The sequence below is a fragment of the Aerococcus sp. 150760013-2 genome, from assembly GCF_053627715.1.
On the sequence record NZ_JBSEYI010000008.1, the window covers coordinates 64,099 to 87,062 of the forward strand.

A 22,964-nucleotide genomic window follows, 5' to 3' on the forward strand; every position below is an offset into this window, starting at 1 on the left:
TGATGGAAGAGAAGAAAACAGCGATTCCAGCTATTCTGGCCTTGGTATTCTTGTTCACGATTGAAATATCTTTTACCTATTCGGTTTGGCTGAATATTTATGTCTTATTGATGGTTGTGACCTACTTAGCTGTTAAAAAACGGTTTGGCGTACTGGTATTTTTGTTAGCCCTACCTTTTATTCCTGCCATCACCACTTTTTGGTCGGTCTATATCCAAGGAAGTGGCCTAGATGACGCTTGGGTATTATTCACTAGAACCTATGCCTTTGCGGCTTTAGGAATAGGATTTATGGTTGCCGTTGATTTACAAGACTGCTTACTAATTTTTGAACAGTATAAAGTACCGGCTATTTTTATCTATGGATTGTTGGTTGTGATACATGCTGTGCCTGAAATTCAAAGGGAAATCAAGAGTATGCATGATGCCAGTTTATTAAGGGGGAAGAAATTATATCCATGGTCATCTCTCTATTATGTGAAAGTGATCTTTCTAGCCCTCAATTGGCGGGATCGGTACGCAGAAGCCATGTATTCTAGAGGTTTCTCTGAAGACCAGCCTCGCCACCAGTACCGTCATTGGAAAATGTCTACACCAGCTATTGTTTTATGCATGAGTTTAATTATCGTCGGCAATATGATTATGAGATTGGAGAATATGATTTAATGGAAAAAACTTTTACAGAAATCGCCCGCAGTCAAACGAGACCCTTTTGGGAGGGGAGTTTCAACCATCCTTTTATTTTGCAGCTACAAGATGGGACGTTACCTATTGAAAACTTCCGTTACTATTTGATCCAAGATGCTTATTATTTGCGTCACTTTTCAGCACTGTATAAGAAAGTCGCGGAAATTACTGAAGAGCCTGCATTAAAGACGCAGATGCTTGAAAATGCCGGCCATTTAGCGGAAGGTGAATTAGCGATTCGTGCCAACTTTTTTGAAGAATTGGCGGTAACGGATGACGAATTAAAAGGAACAGGCGTTGCGCCAACTGCTTACCACTATGTGTCACATATGTACCGGCAGTTAGTGGAAAATAATGATGCGATTGCGGCGGCTAGTTTATTGCCATGTTCTTGGCTGTATTTTGAAATTGGTCAACGGTTAAGACAATTAAATGTGACGTCACCTGTCCCAATCTACCAAAGATGGATTGAGACATACGGTGGGGAAGAAGCAAGTGAGGCTATCGAAAAGGAATGTGCCCTATTGAACCGTCTGTACGCTGAGTCTAGTCAGGAAGAAAAGGATAGTATGGTTTCCGCATTTGTCATAAGTGCTAGAATGGAATTTAATTTCTGGGAAATGGCTTTTAATTTTGAAACTTGGCCGGAGGGTATCCAACATGATGACAAATAATAAAGTACAAAAAATGACGATCTTAGCCATGATGATAGCCATGGATGTTGTCCTTTCACCACTATTTCGGGTGGAAGGGATTGCCCCAATGTCTAGTGTCATGAATGTGATTGCTGCTGTGTTGATGGGTCCCATATATGGGACAGTGATGGCACTCGCATGTGGGATTCTCCGGATGATCTTGTTTGGGATTCCACCGCTAGCACTTACTGGTGCCGTATTTGGGGCCTTTTTGGCTGGTGTGGGTTATAAATGGATGAATACATATCTTGGTGCCATAATAGGCGAATTTATTGGAACAGGCTTGATTGGGTCCTTACTCTCTTACCCAATCATGGTCTGGTTTACAGGGTCTGCCCAAGGTATGTATTGGTTTGTCTATACACCGCGGTTTATCTTAGGGGCATTATCAGGGTCATTAATTGCCTACCTAGTCCTGGTCAGAATAGACAAAGTGCCTTATATTCAACGGGTCAAGAAAACATTTGACTAATAAGTTGAAGGCACAAAAAACTACCTTTAGCGAGGTAGTTTTTTTCTATAAAAAGTGTTATAAAAAAAGCGCTACACCTGTTCAGATGTAACGCTTGCTTTTAGCTATTTTAGAATTTATTTCAATGCATCGACAATTGCTTGATTAAATGCAGGTAAGTCTTCAGGCGTACGGCTTGAAATTAATTTACCAGCTTCATCGATTACAACTTCTTTGTCATAGAAATTGGCACCAGCATTTTTTACATCAATTGCCACTTGTTTGACTGCGGTAATGTCTTTACCTTTTAAGGTTTCGGCATTGACCAATAATTGAGGACCATGACAGATGGTGAAGATCCATTTGTTATCATTATCGAAATGACGCACAAAGTCTAACATACGCTCATCTGCGCGCAATTCATCAGGAGAGTAACCACCTGGAATGAACAGTGCATCATATTCTTCAGCTTTCACTTCATCAATAGCTTTTTCAATGGTTACTTCTGTTCCATCTGTTTTACCTTGAACAGTTTCGCCAGCCTTAATACCAATAGTTACTACATCATGTCCTGCTGCTTCTAAAGCTTTCTTTGGTTGAATATATTCAGAGTCTTCAAATAAGTTTGCTAATACAGTTGCAATTTTTGCCATAATTTATAGCCTCCTTAAAGTTTTGATAAATATATCATAAAGGATATATTTATTGCATGCAAAGGATATGCATTATATGATATTTAACTGATCAATATTAAAGAACAATTTCCATTATATTGGTTAACAAGCTAATATTGGCATGTTAACCATATATTCTAAGGTAAGTTCATATATTATTTACCGCACCACAACTCCCGTGGCTATTAGAATTTATATGGAAGTGATTTAACAAAGTAAAAAAAGCTCAAGTGGTAATAATTATAATGATCAATTCTTTTGGAGTGTTGCCCACTTATCTTGAATTTTTTTCGCAACGATTTCTTGATCCTTATTTGATAAAATGTCAAATTTGCTAACATCAATGGCCATTTTAGCTGAATGGTCATAGTTTGCGTACCATTCATCATATAGGGTGTGTAGTTGCTTATAGTAGGCTAGTAAATCTGGTCGACCTTCTACTTGTTCGTATGGGCGCCCACGACGCTTGATTTTCTCAAGGACTAAATCGAAAGGTGCATGTAAGTAGACAAGTAATTCTGGTGATTGGTTGGTTGATTCTGAAATAATACGAACATCGTCCATCATATTAGCCAATAAATCTTGGTACAATTGCCACTCTACATCTGATATATTGCCGTTAATATTATTTACCTGAGTGAATAAAGCATCTTCATAAATTGACCGATCTAATATTGCACGGTCAAATTTCATCCCGCGTTTAATGCTTTTAACGCGTTGGTTTAGAAAGTAAATTTGCAGTGAAAAAGCATATTTCGTTGGTTCGCTGTAGTATGCATCCAAAATTGGATTTTCTGATACCTCTTCAAAAAGTGGTTCTGCTTGAAACATGTTTGCCATATGTTGGGTATAAGTAGTCTTACCAACACCGATCATGCCTGCCATGGTAATCATAATTAATTGCTCCTTCATCTAATTAGTCGGGGCAATTATAGCATAAATATGACCTGACTTGGGTTAGAAGACAGGTTGAAATAGGATACATTTACATGGAAGGTAGCATCTTTATTCTTTGATGACCTATGGTACAATAGCCGTGGATTATGAGAAAGGGTGGGTCAAAATGGTAGATTTAAATAAGAAAATTTTAGAAACTGCCCTGTTAGCCGGGCAAATAATGACAGAAAGCAACGCAGAATCATATCGTGTTGAAGATACGATGAACCGTATTTTAACAACATCAAATGCAGCATATGCAGTGGCAATCTCTCTTTCAACAGGTCTTTATATGACCCTTGATGACCCATCTTTTGAAGGTTCTGGGTTTACTGGTATTAAGAGAATTACACGCCGTTCTAACAATTTAAATAAAATTACCCAAGTGAATCATATTTCACGTGAATTGACTTCAGGTAATATTTCAATTGACGAAGCTTATGAGCGGTTACAGGTTATTCGGTTCCAGAAGCCTCAATATTCAAAATTGCAAGTATCAATCGGGGTAGTTGGTTTAGCTGTAGCCTTCTCTTTCCTTTTTGGGGGAGGTATTAACGAGTTGATCATGTCTTCAGTTAATGGTTTAATTTTAGCCTTATTATACCGTCTAATGGATAAATACTATATTAGTGAAGGTTTTTCAAATATTATTCAAGCACTTGTTGTAACAGTTACTGCTTATTTAATGCAAGCCTACGTATTATCGAACACAGATATCAATATTGTAATTATTTCTACATTGATGCCAATGGTTCCAGGAACGGCCTTAACTAACTCCTTACGTGATATTTTCCATGAGGACTATATTGCGGGCGTTTCTAGAGCAACAGAAGCCTTTTTGAACGCCTTAATGATTGCCTTAGGCGCAGCACTGGGTCTTGCCTTGATTGGAGGTTTATATTAATGAAGGTAATGGATATAATTTTACAATTAATAGGTGCTTATGGGGTAGGTTTATTCGCAATTTTAACGATTGAAGGACCACGAAAAGTTCTATTTTGGACACCACTCATTAATATTGCTGGTTGGGGTAGTTATCTGATAAGTATACATCTTGGTGGTTTTTCAGAAATAATGGCTACTTATTTTGGTTCCTTGGTTATTGCCTTAATTTCCCAGATGTATGCGCGTATTTTTCGAGAGCCAGTAACAGTTTTCTTTATTCCAGCCTTCTTTCTCTTTGTGCCAGGAGGTGGCATGTACCGGACGGCATTAGCCTTTATTCAAGGGGACACGGCCCAAGGCTTTACTGAACTAGGAGGTACGCTATTTACTGCCTTGGCTATTGCGCTTGCGGTTTATACATCTGATACTTTTGTGCAAATTATTAATAAACAAAAATTTCCAAAATTTATCCGGAAAAACTACCGTGTTATACCTAAAGTAGCGAAGAAAACTGAAAAGAAAATCGAGAAAAAACTTAAATAGATTAGGCTCACTTCTCCTAATAACTAGAAAAAAGCTGATAATTGATTACTATTTCATTTTAAGGGCGTATGTGATTTGTCACTGCGTTTTTTTCTATATAATGATAGAAAAGAGGGGGAGATAGTATGAAAAACTGGCTTGTGTTGTTGGTAACCAGTGTTGTACTTACTGGTTGTGGGTTAAATTACCAGGATAAAAGTGTAGATTTGAATACGCTGAATGTGGATGAGGAGGTTGCTAGCTTGGATGAAGAACCATCCCTTTTCACGGAAGATTTTGAGGCTAATGGAGAAGAGGCATTGAGTCAATTTAATGCAAAACTGGCGGATTTGCCTGCAGTTGAGCTAAGAGATTCTGGCATTCAAGAGAGTCATTTTCTGCGTTTGAATGGCCTAGACCAGTATGTGTATGAGGTAGGTCAGGGTGAAGGCTTACCGGTGGCGATTTTCCTCCATGGGGGACCTGGCTTTTCTTATACAAACCAAGCAGATACTTTGGTTGGTTTATCTGATCAGGTGAATGTACTTTTTTGGGATCAGATTGGTGCGGGTCAAACTTATGAAGCCAATTCAAATGCAGAACCCAGTATGGGCGATTTACAGGCTTCCTTAACAGATTTAGTTGCATATACCAAGGTACGTTATGGGGTTGATCAAGTGGGCATTATTGGTCATTCATGGGGGTCGGCGTTAGGGGCCTCCTATGTGCTTGACCATCCGGATGATGTGGCTTTTTATGTGGGCATTGGGCAAGTGGTCACACCAGTTGAGGATGAGGCAGTGGCTCTAAGTCAGACGCGAGAATTGGCGACAAGTTTAGGGCATCAAGATTTACTTGATCAATTAAGTGAGATTTCAACTGATTATCCTAACACGGAAAATTTTTTGACTTTAGCTTATGAGGCGGCGATTTTACGGTCAGTTCAGCGTGAATTAGGGTTTGGAACAGCTGATTTTGTCCAATATTTGCCTTTATTGTTAACCAATCAGGTGGATAAATTATCGGCAGGTGACCGGGAAATGCTTGACCGTATGTTACTCAACCAGCGCTTGTATCGAGAGTTATTAGCGACAGACATATATGCAAGGGACCTCGAATTCAGTATGCCTGTTTACCTGATTTCTGGGGAAAATGATATCCAAGTACCAAGAAGTCAGTCAGAAAAAATGATTGAAAGAGTTCAAGCACCGACAAAAGAAATGATCATTATACCGGATGCTGGGCATACCCCAATGATTGATCAGGAAACTGATTTTATACAAACGCTAACAACCATTATAAACCGTACATTTTCGGCAAATGGATGATTATTTTTTGCCGATTTTTATGCTAAAATGAATACAGACAAATCTATTCAACAACAACATTTGATCTACAACAATATGCGGAGGATAAATATGACCAAGCAATTGATTCCAAACGGCGGTAATTGTTTAGCTTCGGTAGCACTACTTGAAGGTAAGCAACCATTATTATGGGCCTTCCGTGAAAAGAGCTTGATGCCAAGTGATAGTGGTTGGCGTTTTTTTGCTGCGACGGATACGCAAACTGAAATTATGGACGGAAAGAGCGTACTTCTTGTCGATATTAATAAAATTGCAGAATTGGAACCAACTGTAGCGGGTATTTATTGGTATCCAGAAGGAGCTGATTTTCAGCTAGCCAGTAAAGATGGCAGCAAGTATTTCGTGTACAACGATACTTTCGAAAGAGTAGTACCGGCAACCAACTATAAAGACTTACCACTTTCGTCAAAAGCCTTCGTACAACATTTTAATGAGGCCACGGCAACATTAACCCAGAATGCCATGGCTGAAAGCTTACAATTATCTGCTGAAAAAGTGGATATGCTAAAACTATTAGATTTAATGCATACAAGCGATGCAGAGGAGCTATCGGATACGGAAATCTTCCTCAATACAGGCTTATTACTTGGCTTCGTAGAAATGCGGAATAAAACCTTACATACGAAGTTATCTGATGGGCAATTGGATGATATCGTGGGAACTATGATGGATTACTTTGATCTAGGTAGGGAAAAAGCTAGTGCCTACGTTTACTATTACACTAACTTAAAGCATGATGGGACAGCGGTTGCTGAACAACAATTGACGATGTATGGTGGTAAAATGTATGAGTGGTTAAAAGTTGACGACTTTCATGCAATCAAAAATGAGTATGCTAACCTCGTGATGCATCATCGCAAAGCCAAAATGGTTTAACGAATTTTACCGAAACTAAACAGAATGGAGCGTTAAAAAAGTGAAGTATTTTAAGCAAGCCTTTATTATAATTGTGATTACTTTAATCGCTGAAGTATTATCACACGTATTACCTTTACCCTTGTCAGCCTCGATTTACGGCATGGTTATATTATTTATCTGCTTAATGACTGGTGTGATTGAGTTGGAACAAGTTGAAAATGTAGGTGAATGGTTAATTGCCGTGATGCCTGCTATGTTCGTAGTGCCTGGTGCTGGTTTTATTACTTCTTGGGCAAGTTTACAGCCGCATTTATTATCTTGGTCAGTGATTATTTCGGTGACAACTATCCTTGTAATGGCAGTTGCTGGTCTTATAGCGCAATCGCTACAAAAACGTCAGAATGCTAAGCATGGAGGAGAAAATAATGAATAGTTTATTTGATTTGTTCCCCTCATTTGGTTTATTTCTAACCTTAGGGGTATACATGATTGCCATGTGGATAAACAAGAAATTAAAAACACCTATTGCCAATCCATTGTTAATTGCAGTTATTTTAATTATTGCTATCTTAGTTGTTGGCAAGGTAAATGTCCCTGTTTACCAAGAGAGTGCCAGCTTTGTGTCTTATCTTTTAACACCAGCGACTATTTCTTTAGCCATTCCAGTATATAAACAACGCCATATTTTAAAAGAAAACTTCTGGACAATTATCATTACTGTTGTTTCAGCAATGATTACAGCAATTGTGAGTATTTTGATTGTCGCTGTTATCTTTAATATGGACGAAGAAATTTTACGTTCAGTATTAGCTAAATCAGTAACCACAGCGATTGCTATTGATATTACGAAGATTATTGGTGGTGTTACACCGATTATTGTTGGTTCAGTTGTTTTGACGGGTATCTTTGGTGTTGTGGTGAACGAATGGGTCTTCAAACTTCTAAAGATTGATTCATATTTTGCGCGTGGTTTAGCTATGGGTACTTCAAGTCACGCTATGGGTACTGCAGAATCGATGAAAACTAATGAGTTACAAGGGGCAATGTCAAGTATTGCCATGGTAGTATCTGGTATTGTGATTGCTATTTTAGTACCAATCGTTGCAGGTTTCCTATAAGAATTGTTAAGCGCTAGTTACTAAATATATTTCAAAAAGTGTTGTCTATTTTGGACAACACTTTTTATTTATAAAAAAGCAAAAAACAGTAAAATGAGATTTAATCTCATTTTTATTAGAAATAAACTACCCTTTTTCTAATAAATAGTGTTAAACTATAGTATATTAATGAATCGTGAGAGGCGTTTATTTGCTTAGATGGATGATATCCAAACCAACACGAAGTTCATATAAACACACGATTTGAAAGGATGAGTAGCATGACTGTAGATATCAATTGGGAAGAATTAGGTTTTGAATATATAAACTTACCATACCGTTGGCGTGCCTATTGGAAAGATGGCGAATGGTATAAGAGTGGTTTGGAAACTGAAAATACGATCCAGATTGAAGAAGGGGCACCAATTTTACATTACGGACAAGGTGCTTTTGAAGGATTGAAGGCATTTAAAACAAAAGAGGGCGATATCCAAATTTTTCGTCCTGACCAAAATGCGAAACGTTTAAGTGCATCAGCAGCTCGTTTAGTGATGCCTGAAGTACCAGAAGAAGACTTTATTCATGCGGTTAAAGAAGTGATTAAAGCAAATGCTGAATATGTGCCACCATATGGTACAGGTGCATCATTCTACCTACGTCCAACATTAATTGGCGTAGGGGATAATATTGGTGTGCATGCAGCAAAAGAATATATCTTCACAGTATTTGCCATGCCTGTGGGCCGTTACTTCAAAGGTGGCATGGTTCCAACAGCCTTTACAACATCTGAATTTGACCGTGCCGCACCTCATGGTACAGGAGCAGCAAAGGTTGGTGGAAACTATGCGGGTAGTTTACAGCCAGGAATTGAAGCCAAAAAACAAGGATACTCTGACGTTGTATATTTAGATCCGGCTACACATACGAAAATTGAAGAAGTAGGTTCCGCAAATTTCTTTGGTATTGAAAAAGATACCAATAAATTTGTGACTCCTAAGTCACCTTCAATCTTACCGTCAATCACTAAATACTCATTACTTTGGTTAGCTGAACATCGTTTAGGCTTAGAAGTTGAAGAGGGCGATGTGTATATTGATGATTTAGACCGCTTTAGTGAAGCAGGAGCATGTGGTACAGCGGCTGTTATTTCACCCGTATCATTTATTACCCACAATGACCATAAACATGTATTCTATTCAGAAACTGAAGTAGGCCCAATCACTAAAAAATTGTATGATGAGTTAGTGGGCATCCAAAATGGTGACGTTGAAGCACCGGAAGGCTGGATTGTTAAAGTTTAAAATAAAAACATAACGACCAAAAGTGATTAACCTGATAAAAAACGAATAGTTTGTTTGATCTTTGATGAAAATATTAAAAGCATGAAAGGGTAGTAAAATTCCTTTCATGCCTTTTTTTGGTATGCAAAAAGCACCAGGCTAACCTGATGCTTTTTCATTTTTTTTTTAGATAACATCCATGTCTGGAAGTGGGTTTGTTGGGAAGTGATTGAAGTCATAGGTTGCTAATTCATTGATATCAGTCATGAAGTAAGTACCACCACGCGCAATCATCAAGTTTAATTCTTTATTTTCTAAACCATTTTCACTTAATAAGACAACGATAGCTGGTTTGTGCATTGCGCGCATAAAACCTAACTCAAAGGCTGTACCGTCATCAACGTTTTCAACGTCATATAAGAAAACACCAGCGTCTGCAGTATTCATAGCAGATAGGTCGTTTTGGTAAGTCGCTACTTGCCATTCGAATGAACCAAAAATACCTTCTGGATCACGGTCAAAAGATGTGTCTTTGTATTGGTGATCAAATGGGAAATGAACAACACCAACAGTTGGGTTCGCGTTTAAGGCTTTTGTCGCTTCCTCTACACGGCGAACTTGGTCAGGATTGAAAAAAGGTGTTGCTAGATATAGCTTAGTGCTTGCTGAAGTATCTTTACGTTTATCCAATGATATAACCTCTTTCTTAAATTCAAAATGACTTGCTAATTATATTCTACAATAAATAATACGAATTGTTTAAATATTTCCTTGCCACTCAGCCATAAATTGGTCAAGAAATTGTCGCATAAAAAGTGTCCGCTCATGCGCAATCTCTTTGCCAGCTTCTGTATTCATAGAATGTTCTAGTTTAAGTAGCTTTTCATAAAAATGGTTAATTGCAGTTGAAGGATGGTTGCGGTAATCGTCCTTATTTTTCACATCAATCACAGGGATTTTTGGATTATAGATTTCGTTATTAGCGTGACCGCCGTAGGCAAAAGTGCGAGCAATACCAATTGCACCAAGGGCATCAATTCGGTCTGCATCCTGAACGTATTGGCCTTCAACAGACAAATCATATTGGGTGGTTAAGTTTTTTGAGTAGGACATATGTTGAATAGTATAAAGAATATTTTCTCGACTAGCTGGCGAAAGATATAACTCATCTAAAAGTTGTTCAACTTCCATTTGACTAAAAATAATATCCGAAACTAGCTTGTCATCAATTGTATCATGTAAATACGCAGCGGCTTCAATGATGATCAAAGCCTCAGTATTACTTTCACCATAATCTGCTATATACAGGGTTTTAGCAAGTTTAGCAACTCGATCTGCATGCCAGTAATCATGACCAGTGGGGTCAAACGCCATGCGTTCTCTTGCAAAATCTTGAATTTTTTTAAGTCGTATTACCATTTCCATTTGCCCATCTCCTTAACCAAACAGTATTTTATTCAAATGTGTCAGCAGTCACAATATCATTTTCAATCATAAAGTCTTTAATATCTTGAATTAAGACATTTTGATGGTGGGGGTACTTGACCAAGTCGTATTTTTCCATATCAATGAACATCACTTTGGATTGATTATAGTGATTTTCCACCCAATCATCATAACCAGACCATAAGAGGTGGTAATAGTTGGTGAGTTCCTCTCCTTGTTCAAAATCACGTCCACGGTTTTCGATGCGAGTCATCACTGTTTCAAAAGAGCCATGCAGATACAACATTAAATCAGGATGCTTGCGCGGGATTTCAGCTAATTCTTCCATCATATTATGGGATAAGTTTTCATAAATTGAAAACTCTTCTTCACTAATACGGCCAATGTCTGTATTCACTCTGGCAAAGTACCAGTCTTCAAAAATAGATCGGTCTAAAACTGACTTATCTTCTTTTGAAGCTTGTTTGATCGTTTTAAATCTTGAATTCAAAAAATCCAATTGTGTTAAAAATGGATAGCGCTTCAACAGTTGCTCTTCTGGACTAGCTTTATAAAAATAAGGCAACATAATGTTATCCTCTACCGATTCGTAGAAGGGTTTAAAGTCTAGTTCGTCTCTGATTAAATTTGTGATGGTGGTTTTACCTAAGCCAATCATCCCACCAACGGTTATCATTGTCATTGTGTAACTCCTAACTTTTTTAAAAATGGTAAATTTTTAAATGAAATGGTTTGTCTAAAAATTCATTCTATACCTATCTCAGAATAAAAGGTCATTTGATATTTGTAAACCGATAAAATGATTACTTATATGCAATCTATCATTATTTATCAAAAGTACAAGCTCAATTTTTTGAAACTTGCTGGTTTCCACTCCCTATAAACTTTAAAGTTAAATTCATTTGATTTTGTAGGAAACGGTCGTCAACTAATACATCGTTAAAGGTATCTTAATGTAATAGTTCATGAACTACTTTTACCAAGAATACTGCCTTATTACTATAACATGAAAAAATTCATTTAAACACAATATATAGTATTATTATAATAACAATATATCATATATAGTGGTTTGTACAAGAATAATCTAAATCTCGGTAGTTTTGAATATCTTAACCTAGAAAAAAGTATCCTGGATGTATGCATGATTATTTGCATTTTCAAAATAAGACAATTATACTTAAATCAAATATAGTTTACAAACGTAAACAAATATAATTATTATGCAGTAGGAGGCAGGAAATAATGAATAAAGAAAATAAGACAAGACATCATCAGGATATGCACCATGATCACGACCATGAACATATGAATCATGGAGAGCATAACCATGACCACCATGATCATAGTGGCCACGATGGTCATCATGGACATGACGGACACGGCGCGCATATGATGGCTGATTTTAAGCAACGTTTCTGGGTAGTTTTGGTATTATCTATCCCGTTAGCGATTATTGCACCTATGTTAATGCACTTGCTTGGTTATCATATTGATTTTCCGGGCCAAGGGCTTTTAGAGTTTGGTCTTGCTACTATTGTATTCTTTTACGGAGGTAAACCCTTCTTAAGTCATGCTTGGCATGAATTGAAATCAGGGGTTCCGGGTATGATGATGCTGATTTCTCTAGCGATTGTCGCAGCTTATGTCTATTCGGTTTTAACCACCTTCTTCATTAGTGGAATGAATTATTATTTTGAACTTGCTAGCTTGATATTGATTATGTTGGCGGGACATTATATTGAGATGAGGGCACAAATGTCAGCGGGTAATGCTGTTGAATCGCTAGCCAAACTCTTACCATCAGATGCTGAAGTGATTCATGAAGACGGATCAACAAGTGAAGTAAAAGTCGACCAATTAAAAATGGGTGACCGCATCTTCATTCGACCAGGTGCGAAGATTCCAATTGACGCTACAGTTTATGAAGGGCACTCTGAAGTAGATGAATCGATGTTAACTGGTGAATCTGTTCCCGTATTAAAAGAAGCGGATGCACAGATTGTTGGGGGTGCTATTAACGGTGACGGTATCCTAAAAGCTATTGTAACGAAAACGGGTACGGATACTTATTTAGCGCAGATTATTAACTTAGTTACTGACGCACAAGCACAAAAATCTAAGGCGCAATCCATTGCTGATGTCTGGGCTAAATACCTATTTTATATCGCTTTAGTTGTAGGGATTATCGCCTTTGTCGCTTGGACTGCTATCGACGGCTATCTAATGGGGCTACAGTTTATGGTAGCAACATTTGTTATCGCATGTCCGCATGCACTTGGGCTGGCAGTTCCCTTGGTAAATGCTGAATCTACTTCCTTAGCTGCTGAATCTGGCTTATTTATTCAAAACCGTATCGCATTTGAAGACGCTCATAAGATAGATAAAATCGTTTTTGATAAGACTGGAACCCTTACTCAAGGTGAGTTTGGGGTAGATGAGATTACAGTTATGGATGGCAAATTTAGTGAAACTTCTCTTTTACAAATCGTCTACGCAATTGAAAGTCAATCTGAGCATCCAATTGCTCGAGGTATTGTGAAAGAAGCTGAAAGTAGAAAGATTGAAAAATTACCGGTTGCTGATTATCACAATTTGACCGGTAAAGGACTTGAAGGGACTGTAAATGGGAAGAATATTCAAATACTAAGTCCAAAAGCTACTAGACAAGCAGGTTATACATTTGATGAAGAAGCTTTTAAGGCCTCTGCTTCTAAAGGGCGAACTGTTGTCTTTGTTATCTACAATCAGGTGTTAGTGGGTGCTATTGCAGTATCCGATATTGTTCGTGAAGAAGCTAAGGTAGTGGTAGCTGAACTGCAAAATAAAGGGATCCAAGTGCTGATGTTAACGGGTGATAACCAACAAGTGGCAGATTCAGTAGGTCAAGCGCTTCATTTAGATGGTGTCTTCGCAGAAGTTTTATCTGATGAAAAAGCCGACAAAATCAAATCACTACAAGCTGACGGTGGACGTGTTGCCATGGTTGGTGATGGGGTCAACGATGCGCCAGCTCTCGCGCAAGCTGATTTAGGAATTGCTATTGGTGCAGGGACAGATGTTGCGAGAGAAACAGGAGATATCATCTTGGTTGATTCAAATATCCATGATGTCTTAAATATTCTTAACCTATCGAAAGCAACCAAACAAAAGATCAATCAAAACCTCATGTGGGGTGCGGGTTATAATGTGGTGGCTATTCCACTAGCGGCTGGTGTTTTTGCTGGACTAGGTATTGTCCTTGGACCAGCTTTGTCAGCTATCATTATGTCCTTGTCTACCGTTGTCTGTGCAGTGAACGCGCGGATGTTACGCCGTGCTTATAAGAAATTACAAGCCAATTAATTCAAAATAAAAAGTATCCATGTATAGTTTATTGATATCTAACATGAACCGCAACAGTCCGATAATTCAATTAACTGGGAAGAGGATAGCATTCATATGATAGAGAAGACTACTAGGATGTTTCTTATGAAAGAGGAGTCTGTTGATATGAGAATAGTAAGATTAGGACAAACAATATGCCTAAATAGTAATTTCCTTTCTCCCCCCGTGTGATGCCTAAAATAACAGCGTGAGGGTATGTTTATATAGACATAGCAAAATATCAAGCATAATTCTTTTCAACAGCAGATTTGAGTGACCTTTGTTCGGTGAAGAACGCCTCTCTGAGAATAAGGCAAATTAAATGAAGCCCCCTTTTTGACAAGAAAAGGGGGCTTCATTTAAATTTATGCTTGTGCCTTGATTAATGCTTCAAATAAGTATTTACTAGATTCAGCTCCTGGATCAGGTTCACCAATAGACCGTTCCCCATAGTAGGAAGCACGACCTTTCGTCGCTTTAAGTTCAGCCGTTTTAGCGCTAGCCTCATCCAATACTTCTTGGCTTAAATTATTGGCTTTTAGAGCTTCAACAGCCGGATGCCACATATCAACCATCGTTTTTTCACCAGGTTCTGCTTTACCTCTTTGTTGAATTTTATCTAAACCAGCTGCAAAAATATCCGCGAGATTTTCTGAATTTTTAGCCGTTGTTGCCATGGCTAGGAAGGCAGAACCATATAAAGGACCGGATGCTCCACCAATCTTACTCATGAGGGTTTGCGCAACAGTCATAAACAGCGCTGATACATCTGCTGGTTGTTTGCTTTCCAAGGCTTCCTTAGTAGCAACTGCACCGCGCGCCATGTTATTACCGTGATCTCCATCACCTATTTTTTGGTCTAATTCAGATAAATAAGCTTTTTCTTCTATTAAGCGGTCAAACCATTGGTCTAACCAAGTTATTGTTTCATTTACATCCATACATGACATCCTCTCTTAACTAAACTATCCCCAAGCTGCAGTGTTTACCGGACCTTGTAGGGCACTTACCCAGTCTGGGTCCTCAAGTTTCAGTAAGGTTAATGACGCCCCCTGCATTTCCAGTGAAGTCATCAGGTCTCCTACCTTAACAAAATCAACTTCTAGCCCTTCATCTGCCAACTGTCCTTGAATATCATTCCAGAATAGGTAAAGTTCCATTAACGGTGTACCGCCCATCCCATTGACCAATACGGCAAAACGATCTCCAGTTGTCCAGTTGAATTCTTCTTTTAGCCTACCAATTAATTCCGCAGCCATTTCTTTTGCAGGCTTGATTTTCTCACGACGGTAACCAGGTTCCCCGTGGATCCCAATACCATATTCAAATTCATCATCTGCAATATCAAAACCAGGTTTACCTACTTCAGGGACGGTTGCGGCTGTTAAAGCAAGGCCGATAGATTTAAGATTGTCGTTAACCTTTTCCGCAATAGCTTTTAAATCATTTAAAGATTTCCCTTGGTCTGCGTAGTAGCCGATGATTTTATGCATAAAGACTGTACCGGCAATGCCACGTCGGCCTGCGGTATAGGTAGAATCTTCCATGGCAATATCATCATCAACGATGATTGCAGCTGTTTCAATTCCTTCTGCTTCCGCAAATTCCTGGGCGATTTCAAAGTTCATCACATCTCCGGTATAATTTTTGATGACTAAGAAGACGCCAACCCCGTTATCAGCAGCTTTAATCCCTTCTAAAATTTGGTCTGGCGTTGGAGAAGTAAAGACTTCCCCAGAAACGGCTGCTGACAGCATCCCTTTACCGACGAATCCTGCATGACTTGGTTCGTGTCCAGATCCCCCACCAGAAACAATCCCAACGATATTTGGGGTTTCTGCTGTACGGTAGAGGACTTGAGTATCTGGCACTTGAGCAAGAATATCCGCGTGCGCACTGGCTAAACCCTTGACCATTTGGCTGACAATATCACCGGGTTGGTTGATAATTTTTTTCATGAAAAAACCTCCTTAGGCATGGATAACACGGTTACAATCAACGACTTTAAATAAGATAAGCATGCGTTAGGACACTTAGCTTTGTTCTTTAATGGCTTCTAAAATTTGGTCTGGTGTACGGTTAATGGTTGATTGAACAGCACCCACATAGGCCCCTTCAACCAGCGGCCCTTCAACAAGGTGGATATGGGCTTTTATCTCGTGCTCCACGAAGTCTAGGGCCGTCTCAGCAGATAAGACGGCTGATCCCATATCCGTGAAGATAAAAATTTCCTTGTCCGTATTAGCAAAGAGGGCCTCCGTGATCTTGCTGACGGATGTACCGATTTCACCGTCATCGGTCCCACCTGCAGCAATGACTGAAAAGGCATTGTGGTCATTGGGTACCATGGTTTCTAATAATTCTTTTAGACCCTCTGTGATGGTTTGGCTATGAGACACTAATATTAGTAGATTTGTCATATATGAAAAGCCTCCGTATCTAAGTTTTCTAATTTTTTATGTACACGCTTACATTCTATCAAGAAAATGTTAAGACAACAAGCAACAGCCATTTGGACTTAAATGAGATGTCATTATTATTGAGTAAGACTTCGGACTATACTTTCCTAGCATTGCGCTGAAGAGCTGGACTAGCGGAGGACTAGAATTATTCAAGGTTTTGATAGATTAAAACGATTACCTTTAAGCGATTGTCCCTTGAATCAAAGTCCTATTAGGTATGATAGAATGAGAATATCAAGACAAGGGTAGACAAATTATAGGAGGCACAAGTATGATAGATATTTTAAAAGACTATAGCCCAGACCGTTCAAATACAAAAGCAATGAAATGGCATGATTTAGAGACAGTTTTTGGGGACAAAGACTTATTGCCGATTTGGATTGCGGATATGGATTTTGCGCCAGCCAAAGAAGTGACGGCAGCCATTCAATCTTTTGTGGATGACCAATACTTTGGCTATTATTCAGTGCCAGATTCTTATTACCAATCAATGATTGATTGGTCAAATGACCATTTCCAATATGAAACAAAGGCTGAATGGTACCGGTTTGCACCAGGTGTATGTACGGGTATTGCCTTTGCCTTACATGCGTATACCAATGAAGGGGACAACATTTTAATTCAAAACCCCGTTTACAATCCCTTCCGTACGGTTATTGAAGAAGCTAACCGGACTTTAGTGATGCAAGATTTATTGGGCAATGAACAAGAAGGGTACACAATTGATTTTGACGCTTTGGAGAGTGCCTTCAAAGATGACGATATCAAGGTTTTCTTATTCTGTTCACCGCAAAACCCAACTGGCCGCGTTTGGTATCGTGATGAATTGGCTAAAGTAGTGGCTTTATGTAAGCAATACGATGTCTTATTATTCTCTGATGAAATCCACCGTGATTTGATTATGCCAGGACATGAGCATATTGCTATTGGAAATATTGACCCAGATTTTGACAATTATGTCCTTTTCGCCTCGCCATCAAAAACCTTTAACTTAGCTGGTTTTAACCATTCATTTATGGTGGTGCCACGGGCTGATTTAAGAGAAAAATTGGATAAGTTCTTACATGCGATTCATGTGACTGGCGGGCAACCTGCTGGTTATATCGCGTCAGAAGCGGCTTATACCTACGGGGCGGAATGGGTTGAGAACGTCAACCAAGTGATTTGGGACAATTACCAATTACTTAAAACAACAGTCCAAACAGCCTTGCCGCAAGTTCAATTCTCAGACTTACAAGGGACTTACCTTGCTTGGCTTGATCTAGGGGCTTATGTGAAAAATGCTGACCTAAAAGAAGTGGTTCAAGACCGTGCCCGTTTAGGTGTCAATTATGGGACTACTTACTGGCCAACTAGACCAGAAGATACCCATATCCGGATTAATCTAGCGACTAAGACAGAAATCATTGAAACAGCTGCAAATAATTTAGTTAAAGCTATTCAAGAGTGGCAATAGTCAGTCGTAGAAATAGTCGATATTCATAAAAAGACCTGCTTCTCATATTGAGCGTGGCAGGTCTTTGTTGTAAGTATATTTAATGGATTAGTTTTCTTGGTAGGGTTCGACATGGACGTCGATGGCGGTGACATCTTCTGTTTTTTGTAGGGCGGACTCTACTTTTTCAGTGATATGATGACCCGCTTGGACAGAAATTTCTGGGTCTACTAAGATGGTGATGTCGATATAGACATTGGCCCCGTAATTACGGCCGCGGATATCAGAAACTGCGCGCACGCCAGGCACCATGAGGACTATTTTTCGGTAGTTATCTAAGCCTTCTTGGGGGAAGCCGTCTGATAGGGAAAAGGCGGATTCTTTGAAGATGTCATATCCTGATTTGATAATGATTAATCCAACGACAATAGCCATAGCGCCATCTAGCCAAAGGATGCCGGTACGACTTAGGAAGACCGACAAGGCAGTTGCGAAAGAGGTCAGGGCATCGGATAAATTATCCTTTGCAGAAGCTTTAAGACTTGGACTATTGAGTTTATTGCCAAGACGGTTGTTGTACCAGTAAACACCGGACATAATGACCCCAGAAGACAAGCCGACAACCGCATTAATGGGTGTTGGAGCTGCGTATGCTTGGTTGATTAAGGCCGTAGTTGAATCAATGGTCACCGTAATCCCGATATAGAAAATCACGAAGGACATAATCAGAGTAGTAATGGTTTCAATTTTATAATGACCATAACGGTGGTTTTGATCAGCTGGGCGTTGGGATAGGATCATGCCCACTAGTAGGGCGATTGACGCAAATGAATCGGTAAAGTTATTCAAACCATCCGCAAAGACCGCATCTGAGTCAAAGCTGTAGCCGACAAGGAGTTTGGCGGTCGAGATGATGACGTAAGTGACGATACTGAGATAAATTCCGCGGCGGGCTATTTGTTGGTTGGTGTTGCTTGGTGTCATGTTAGGTTCATTTTCCATGTGAAAACCGCTCCTTTAAATTGAATTGATAAAGGGTAAAACTTGCCAATCTAGAAAAAAGCAATTCTTTCCATTATAGCGACAGGCCAAACGCTTTTCAAGGCATTTTACCTAGAAATGACATGTCTTTATTACAAAAAATTGTCTGAATTTCCACAGAATTTCGATAAAATATGATTGACTTAATATGTCAAGTAATATAACATGAGATTAAAATACAATTAAAAAAGAATGAAGGTGAGTTGGCATGAAGGAAAAAGAGCTACGACGTACGCTAGCTGTTTTCCCAATTGGGACAGTTGTACAGCTAACAGATTTGACACCGAGACAGGTGCGTTATTACGAAGAACAGAAGCTAATTAAACCAAAACGTTCAGAAACAAATCGCCGCATGTACTCTTTAAATGATGTCGATCGATTATTAGAAATCAAAGACTATTTAAATGAGGGTATGAGCATCCAAGCGATTTATAATACATATAACCGTCAACATACGCAGCCTAAAGTGGCAGATACCAAGCAGCTGACCGACGAAGATGTTCGCCGCATTCTATATAATGAAATCTTGAACCAAGGTGGTTTCAGAAACGCTGGCGCTGACCAAGACTATCCATTGCGCTAGATGCGACAAAATTCGTTACGGCTCTCATACCTTAAAAAATGAAAGTGACTAAAAAGTAGCATATATGATATAGAGGAGATTTTTTATGAACCAAATTAATAAAGATTACCAACGATTACCAGGCTCTTATTTATTCGCAGAAGTAAAACGTCGCCAAGAGGCCTATGAAACAGCACATCCAGACCAAAACGTGATTCGATTAGGTGTTGGGGACGTTACTTTACCTTTAGCACCAGCGGTCATCGAAGCCTTACATAAGGCCGTAGACGAACAAGCAGATGCCGCTACTTTTAAAGGTTATGCGCCAGACCATGGTTACGACTTCTTACGTGAAGCCATCCAAAAAAATGACTTTGCAGCGCGTGGTGCAGATGTTAAAGTGGATGAAATCGTTATTTCTGACGGTGCCAAATCAGATTCTTCAAACATTCAAGAAATTTTTGGCCCAGACATCAAAATCGCTGTTGGTGACCCTGTTTACCCAGTTTACATCGATTCAAACATCATGGCTGGTCGCGGTGGTGACTACAACGAAGAAACTGGTAAATGGTCGGACTTGGTTTACTTATCAGCTACTGCGGAAAATGACTTTAAACCCGCGCTACCTGAGGAGCCAGTTGACTTGGTATACCTTTGCTACCCTAACAACCCTACAGGGACAACTTTAAACACCGCTGACCTGCAAAAATGGGTAGACTGGGCTAACGAAAATGATGCGATCTTAATCTTCGACTCAGCTTACGAGTCATTCATCACTGAAGAAGACGTGCCACATTCAATCTTTGAATTACCAGGTTCACGTACTTGCGCTATTGAAATCCGTTCATTCTCAAAACGTGCCGGCTTTACTGGTGTGCGTTTAGGGGCTACGATTATCCCTCAAGAGTTAGAAATCGATGGCGTATCCCTATTAGACTTATGGAAACGTCGTATTTCAACGAAATTCAACGGTGCACCTTACATCGTACAACGTGCTGGAGAAGCAAGTTACTCTGAAGAAGGTAAAGCGCAAATCGAAGAAATGTTAGCTTACTACCGCCGCAATGCCATCCTGATTAAAGAAGGTTTGGAAGAGGCTGGCTATGAAGTTTTCGGTGGTGTGAACGCGCCTTACGTTTGGTTGAAAACACCAGCAGGAATGGACTCATGGGACTTCTTTGACTTCCTATTAGAAAATGCACAAATCGTTGGGACACCAGGTGTTGGTTTCGGTCCTTCAGGTGCCGGCTACTTCCGTTTAACAGCCTTCAATACCTATGAAAAAACAGCAGAAGCTGTTGAACGTATCAAGGCTTTAAACAAATAGTTAAACGATCGAAAAGGGTAGGACCTCGGTTCTGCTCTTTTTGTTTGCACAAATTTAATCGAAATTAAGCTGTTTTTTTCTCAAAGCAAGTGCGCAATCTATTATCGCTTTTTCCGATTATTCTTGAGTGATTACTCCTCCAGACGATACCTTACATGTCTTGTTAAAACGGAATACTAAATACACTTGATTGGGAGGAATATGATGAAGAAATCTTTGTGGTTATTAACGGGGCAGCCATTTCCCTAGAGGCATGTGTCAATAGTGGTTCAGGTGAATTGGCGCAAGTCTCCGTGGCTTCGCGTGGGACGGATGTTGAAATCTTGGACTTCATCGCAGAGTCAGATGTCTTAGCTGAAACGTTTGATGAAACAAAGTTAGGTGTAGAACTGCCTATTGAAGAAGTGTAGTCAGCAAACAAGTCATAGATATGTCAAGATCAGTGTCATATTTCCTGTCATCACTGAAGGGCAAAACGACTTTTCTGGTTAAATGTCATATTATTTTATACAAACAATTGATTATATGCAAAGTACAGAATCTATACAAAATCTGATTTTACGCGTTTTTTTATGTATATGAGAAAACTTTAATCTTTCGATTAAAGATAATTTTGCAATCTTAATAACTTATATAACATGTTAGGCGAAGCATTGATTTAACAGTATTTAAAACCATTTTGTTAGCGAAAGGGTATATTTAATAATTTTAAAGTCTAGTCATGCGCAAACTTTTGCAAAAAAATGACGGATTTTGGCAAATTTACTGATTTTCTCCAATATTTTATGATTGTATTTGGTAGATTTTACTTATATACTTGAAAACGGATACAAGTGTCCAAATTTATTTAGGGAGGTTTAATAAGATGATAGGAATTATTTTAGCGAGTCACGGTAAGTTCGCTGAAGGTATTAAACAATCTGCTGAGATGATTTTCGGAGAACAAGAAAATCTGCAGGCAGTAACCTTTATGCCTGAAGAAGGACCAGATGATTTACGTGCCCATCTTTTAGAAGCAGTCGAATCTTTCGATGATACGTTACAAATTCTATTTTTAGTTGATTTGTGGGGAGGTTCACCATTCAACCAGGCTAATGCAATTCACGAAGAAATGCCAGAACGCACAGCAATAGTAAGTGGGTTAAATCTACCAATGCTCTTAGAAGCTTTGGGTCAACGATTTGGTTCTGATCAAGTGGCAGATGTTGCTAAACACATTTTGACAAGAGACGTGTCAGGTATTCGTGTAAAACCTGAAGCACTTGGGGAAGGCATTGACGCCCCAGTAGCTGCAGCTAGCGAAGGTAGTCAAGAAGAGGAACAAGTTGGTACCTTAAAACCTGGTACTGTATTAGGTGATGGGAAGATTAAGTATGTCCTAGCACGCGTGGATACCCGTTTATTACACGGTCAAGTAGCCACTGGTTGGGTGAAATCAGTTAACCCTAACCGTATTATCGTTGTATCGGACAAGGTAGCCCAAGATGACATGCGTAAATCATTGATTCAACAAGCGGCGCCAACAGGTGTTCGTGCCAACACAATTCCAGTATCTAAATTAGCGGAAGTTGATAAAGACCCACGTTTTGGTAAGACAAAGGCATTATTATTATTTGAAACTCCACAAGACGTATTAGCAGCAATCGAAGCTGGTGTAGATATAAAGGAAGTAAACTTAGGTTCAATGGCGCATTCTAAAGGGAAAACAATGATTTCAAGATCATTGTCAGTAGACGAGGAAGATGTAGCTACTTTACAAAAATTAAAAGACCTTGGGGTTAAATTTGACGTACGTAAAGTCCCTGCAGACTCAGACGAAAACTTAGATAAACTGTTGAAAAATCATAACTTGATTTAAAAGGGAGGTCGACAGA

At 39.1% G+C, this 22,964-nt stretch carries 25 protein-coding genes; 16 read left to right on the forward strand and 9 right to left on the reverse strand.

Annotation, left to right across the window (positions count from 1 at the left end):
• Window positions 1-2: 2 nt before the first annotated feature.
• The 3 genes from ACUW85_RS05750 to thiW are packed head-to-tail and all read left to right on the forward strand — an operon-like array spanning window position 3 to window position 1,853.
• Window positions 3-665 (forward strand): energy-coupling factor transporter transmembrane component T family protein, encoded by a 663-nt coding sequence (locus ACUW85_RS05750; RefSeq protein ID WP_048727687.1) that lies wholly within the window; start codon window positions 3-5, stop codon window positions 663-665.
• On the forward strand, window positions 665-1,360 hold the full coding sequence (tenA, locus tag ACUW85_RS05755) for a thiaminase II (RefSeq protein ID WP_069285662.1): 696 nt from the start codon (window positions 665-667) through the stop codon (window positions 1,358-1,360). The genes ACUW85_RS05750 and tenA overlap by 1 nt, the downstream gene beginning before the upstream one ends.
• Window positions 1,350-1,853 (forward strand): energy coupling factor transporter S component ThiW, encoded by a 504-nt coding sequence (gene thiW / locus ACUW85_RS05760; protein WP_165703013.1) that lies wholly within the window; start codon window positions 1,350-1,352, stop codon window positions 1,851-1,853. The genes tenA and thiW overlap by 11 nt, the downstream gene beginning before the upstream one ends.
• 116 nt (window positions 1,854-1,969) lie before the next feature.
• Here the strand turns inward: thiW and ACUW85_RS05765 are convergent, their stop codons facing one another.
• Both ACUW85_RS05765 and ACUW85_RS05770 read right to left on the reverse strand, forming a co-directional pair.
• The gene (locus ACUW85_RS05765; protein WP_149315175.1) at window positions 1,970-2,485 is read right to left on the reverse strand and encodes a type 1 glutamine amidotransferase domain-containing protein; all 516 of its coding nucleotides are present in this window, start codon (window positions 2,483-2,485) and stop codon (window positions 1,970-1,972) included.
• A 270-nt stretch (window positions 2,486-2,755) separates the two neighbouring features.
• Window positions 2,756-3,400, reverse strand: coding sequence for a deoxynucleoside kinase (locus ACUW85_RS05770; protein ID WP_048727677.1), 645 nt, complete (start codon window positions 3,398-3,400; stop codon window positions 2,756-2,758).
• Window positions 3,401-3,569: 169 nt separating this feature from the next.
• On the opposite strand from ACUW85_RS05770, the gene ACUW85_RS05775 reads away from it, so the two are divergent.
• The 7 genes from ACUW85_RS05775 (at window position 3,570) to ACUW85_RS05805 (ending at window position 9,472) form a co-directional block, all read left to right on the forward strand.
• Complete coding sequence (locus tag ACUW85_RS05775) at window positions 3,570-4,346, forward strand: threonine/serine exporter family protein (protein ID WP_016897221.1); 777 nt, start codon at window positions 3,570-3,572, stop codon at window positions 4,344-4,346.
• Window positions 4,346-4,870 carry a threonine/serine exporter family protein gene (locus ACUW85_RS05780; RefSeq protein ID WP_016897222.1) on the forward strand — a complete coding sequence of 175 codons (525 nt, stop codon included), beginning with the start codon at window positions 4,346-4,348 and terminating at the stop codon, window positions 4,868-4,870. The genes ACUW85_RS05775 and ACUW85_RS05780 overlap by 1 nt, the downstream gene beginning before the upstream one ends.
• A 125-nt stretch (window positions 4,871-4,995) precedes the next feature.
• Window positions 4,996-6,177: an alpha/beta fold hydrolase gene (locus ACUW85_RS05785; protein ID WP_048727670.1), complete on the forward strand. Its 1,182-nt coding sequence runs from the start codon at window positions 4,996-4,998 to the stop codon at window positions 6,175-6,177.
• Between the two features lie 90 nt (window positions 6,178-6,267).
• Window positions 6,268-7,092, forward strand: coding sequence for an immunity protein Imm33 domain-containing protein (locus ACUW85_RS05790; protein ID WP_149256127.1), 825 nt, complete (start codon window positions 6,268-6,270; stop codon window positions 7,090-7,092).
• Window positions 7,093-7,132: 40 nt separating this feature from the next.
• Window positions 7,133-7,507 carry a CidA/LrgA family protein gene (locus tag ACUW85_RS05795; RefSeq protein ID WP_149315174.1) on the forward strand — a complete coding sequence of 125 codons (375 nt, stop codon included), beginning with the start codon at window positions 7,133-7,135 and terminating at the stop codon, window positions 7,505-7,507.
• Window positions 7,500-8,192 (forward strand): LrgB family protein, encoded by a 693-nt coding sequence (locus tag ACUW85_RS05800; protein ID WP_259345413.1) that lies wholly within the window; start codon window positions 7,500-7,502, stop codon window positions 8,190-8,192. Before ACUW85_RS05795 ends, ACUW85_RS05800 begins: the two co-directional genes overlap by 8 nt.
• A gap of 230 nt (window positions 8,193-8,422) precedes the next feature.
• Entirely contained in the window at window positions 8,423-9,472 is a 1,050-nt protein-coding gene (locus ACUW85_RS05805; protein ID WP_286163262.1) for a branched-chain amino acid aminotransferase, read from the forward strand.
• A 165-nt stretch (window positions 9,473-9,637) separates the two neighbouring features.
• On the opposite strand, the gene ACUW85_RS05810 is transcribed toward ACUW85_RS05805, so the two are convergent.
• From ACUW85_RS05810 to ACUW85_RS05820, 3 genes are all read right to left on the reverse strand, one after another.
• Entirely contained in the window at window positions 9,638-10,141 is a 504-nt protein-coding gene (locus ACUW85_RS05810) for a nucleoside 2-deoxyribosyltransferase (RefSeq protein ID WP_003142845.1), read from the reverse strand.
• A 69-nt stretch (window positions 10,142-10,210) separates the two neighbouring features.
• Window positions 10,211-10,876, reverse strand: coding sequence for an HD domain-containing protein (locus ACUW85_RS05815; RefSeq protein ID WP_149315171.1), 666 nt, complete (start codon window positions 10,874-10,876; stop codon window positions 10,211-10,213).
• A gap of 28 nt (window positions 10,877-10,904) precedes the next feature.
• Entirely contained in the window at window positions 10,905-11,579 is a 675-nt protein-coding gene (locus ACUW85_RS05820) for a deoxynucleoside kinase (RefSeq protein WP_149315170.1), read from the reverse strand.
• Between the two features lie 563 nt (window positions 11,580-12,142).
• On the opposite strand from ACUW85_RS05820, the gene ACUW85_RS05825 reads away from it, so the two are divergent.
• Window positions 12,143-14,242 (forward strand): copper-translocating P-type ATPase, encoded by a 2,100-nt coding sequence (locus tag ACUW85_RS05825; RefSeq protein ID WP_149315169.1) that lies wholly within the window; start codon window positions 12,143-12,145, stop codon window positions 14,240-14,242.
• A gap of 386 nt (window positions 14,243-14,628) precedes the next feature.
• On the opposite strand, the gene dhaL is transcribed toward ACUW85_RS05825, so the two are convergent.
• The 3 genes from dhaL to dhaM all read right to left on the reverse strand — a co-directional run bounded on the left by dhaL (window position 14,629) and on the right by dhaM (window position 16,683).
• Window positions 14,629-15,204: a dihydroxyacetone kinase subunit DhaL gene (gene dhaL, locus ACUW85_RS05830; protein WP_149315168.1), complete on the reverse strand. Its 576-nt coding sequence runs from the start codon at window positions 15,202-15,204 to the stop codon at window positions 14,629-14,631.
• 24 nt (window positions 15,205-15,228) lie between these two features.
• Window positions 15,229-16,221, reverse strand: coding sequence for a dihydroxyacetone kinase subunit DhaK (gene dhaK, locus ACUW85_RS05835; protein ID WP_048727638.1), 993 nt, complete (start codon window positions 16,219-16,221; stop codon window positions 15,229-15,231).
• Between the two features lie 75 nt (window positions 16,222-16,296).
• A complete protein-coding gene (gene dhaM, locus ACUW85_RS05840) occupies window positions 16,297-16,683 on the reverse strand; it encodes a dihydroxyacetone kinase phosphoryl donor subunit DhaM (protein ID WP_149315167.1) in 387 nt (128 codons plus the stop codon).
• A gap of 313 nt (window positions 16,684-16,996) precedes the next feature.
• On the opposite strand from dhaM, the gene ACUW85_RS05845 reads away from it, so the two are divergent.
• Window positions 16,997-18,181: a MalY/PatB family protein gene (locus tag ACUW85_RS05845; protein ID WP_149315166.1), complete on the forward strand. Its 1,185-nt coding sequence runs from the start codon at window positions 16,997-16,999 to the stop codon at window positions 18,179-18,181.
• 87 nt (window positions 18,182-18,268) lie between these two features.
• Here the strand turns inward: ACUW85_RS05845 and ACUW85_RS05850 are convergent, their stop codons facing one another.
• Window positions 18,269-19,162, reverse strand: coding sequence for a cation diffusion facilitator family transporter (locus tag ACUW85_RS05850; protein ID WP_149315165.1), 894 nt, complete (start codon window positions 19,160-19,162; stop codon window positions 18,269-18,271).
• 247 nt (window positions 19,163-19,409) lie between these two features.
• Between ACUW85_RS05850 and ACUW85_RS05855 the strand changes: the two genes are divergently transcribed.
• From ACUW85_RS05855 to ACUW85_RS05870, 4 genes are all read left to right on the forward strand, one after another.
• Window positions 19,410-19,784, forward strand: coding sequence for a MerR family transcriptional regulator (locus ACUW85_RS05855; RefSeq protein ID WP_003140773.1), 375 nt, complete (start codon window positions 19,410-19,412; stop codon window positions 19,782-19,784).
• 85 nt (window positions 19,785-19,869) lie between these two features.
• On the forward strand, window positions 19,870-21,090 hold the full coding sequence (locus ACUW85_RS05860) for an LL-diaminopimelate aminotransferase (RefSeq protein ID WP_026465581.1): 1,221 nt from the start codon (window positions 19,870-19,872) through the stop codon (window positions 21,088-21,090).
• 218 nt (window positions 21,091-21,308) lie between these two features.
• Complete coding sequence (locus ACUW85_RS05865) at window positions 21,309-21,500, forward strand: hypothetical protein (protein ID WP_149315164.1); 192 nt, start codon at window positions 21,309-21,311, stop codon at window positions 21,498-21,500.
• 455 nt (window positions 21,501-21,955) lie between these two features.
• Window positions 21,956-22,948: a mannose/fructose/sorbose PTS transporter subunit IIB gene (locus ACUW85_RS05870; protein WP_048727618.1), complete on the forward strand. Its 993-nt coding sequence runs from the start codon at window positions 21,956-21,958 to the stop codon at window positions 22,946-22,948.
• The last annotated feature ends 16 nt before the right edge of the window (window positions 22,949-22,964 follow it).

What these genes read in the sequence shown, in the direction of transcription:
- ACUW85_RS05870 (WP_048727618.1), top strand. Translation starts at nt 21,956, where the DNA reads ATGATAGGAATTATTTTAGCGAGTCACGGTAAGTTCGCTGAAGGTATT.
- ACUW85_RS05855 (WP_003140773.1), top strand. Translation starts at nt 19,410, where the DNA reads ATGAAGGAAAAAGAGCTACGACGTACGCTAGCTGTTTTCCCAATTGGG.
- ACUW85_RS05860 (WP_026465581.1), top strand. Translation starts at nt 19,870, where the DNA reads ATGAACCAAATTAATAAAGATTACCAACGATTACCAGGCTCTTATTTA.
- ACUW85_RS05765 (WP_149315175.1), bottom strand. Translation starts at nt 2,485, where the DNA reads ATGGCAAAAATTGCAACTGTATTAGCAAACTTATTTGAAGACTCTGAA.
- dhaM (WP_149315167.1), bottom strand. Translation starts at nt 16,683, where the DNA reads ATGACAAATCTACTAATATTAGTGTCTCATAGCCAAACCATCACAGAG.
- ACUW85_RS05815 (WP_149315171.1), bottom strand. Translation starts at nt 10,876, where the DNA reads ATGGAAATGGTAATACGACTTAAAAAAATTCAAGATTTTGCAAGAGAA.
- thiW (WP_165703013.1), top strand. Translation starts at nt 1,350, where the DNA reads ATGACAAATAATAAAGTACAAAAAATGACGATCTTAGCCATGATGATA.
- ACUW85_RS05800 (WP_259345413.1), top strand. Translation starts at nt 7,500, where the DNA reads ATGAATAGTTTATTTGATTTGTTCCCCTCATTTGGTTTATTTCTAACC.
- dhaK (WP_048727638.1), bottom strand. Translation starts at nt 16,221, where the DNA reads ATGAAAAAAATTATCAACCAACCCGGTGATATTGTCAGCCAAATGGTC.
- ACUW85_RS05820 (WP_149315170.1), bottom strand. Translation starts at nt 11,579, where the DNA reads ATGACAATGATAACCGTTGGTGGGATGATTGGCTTAGGTAAAACCACC.
- ACUW85_RS05790 (WP_149256127.1), top strand. Translation starts at nt 6,268, where the DNA reads ATGACCAAGCAATTGATTCCAAACGGCGGTAATTGTTTAGCTTCGGTA.
- ACUW85_RS05775 (WP_016897221.1), top strand. Translation starts at nt 3,570, where the DNA reads ATGGTAGATTTAAATAAGAAAATTTTAGAAACTGCCCTGTTAGCCGGG.
- dhaL (WP_149315168.1), bottom strand. Translation starts at nt 15,204, where the DNA reads ATGGATGTAAATGAAACAATAACTTGGTTAGACCAATGGTTTGACCGC.
- ACUW85_RS05750 (WP_048727687.1), top strand. Translation starts at nt 3, where the DNA reads ATGGAAGAGAAGAAAACAGCGATTCCAGCTATTCTGGCCTTGGTATTC.
- ACUW85_RS05780 (WP_016897222.1), top strand. Translation starts at nt 4,346, where the DNA reads ATGAAGGTAATGGATATAATTTTACAATTAATAGGTGCTTATGGGGTA.
- ACUW85_RS05825 (WP_149315169.1), top strand. Translation starts at nt 12,143, where the DNA reads ATGAATAAAGAAAATAAGACAAGACATCATCAGGATATGCACCATGAT.
- ACUW85_RS05850 (WP_149315165.1), bottom strand. Translation starts at nt 19,162, where the DNA reads ATGGAAAATGAACCTAACATGACACCAAGCAACACCAACCAACAAATA.
- ACUW85_RS05845 (WP_149315166.1), top strand. Translation starts at nt 16,997, where the DNA reads ATGATAGATATTTTAAAAGACTATAGCCCAGACCGTTCAAATACAAAA.
- ACUW85_RS05770 (WP_048727677.1), bottom strand. Translation starts at nt 3,400, where the DNA reads ATGATTACCATGGCAGGCATGATCGGTGTTGGTAAGACTACTTATACC.
- tenA (WP_069285662.1), top strand. Translation starts at nt 665, where the DNA reads ATGGAAAAAACTTTTACAGAAATCGCCCGCAGTCAAACGAGACCCTTT.
- ACUW85_RS05785 (WP_048727670.1), top strand. Translation starts at nt 4,996, where the DNA reads ATGAAAAACTGGCTTGTGTTGTTGGTAACCAGTGTTGTACTTACTGGT.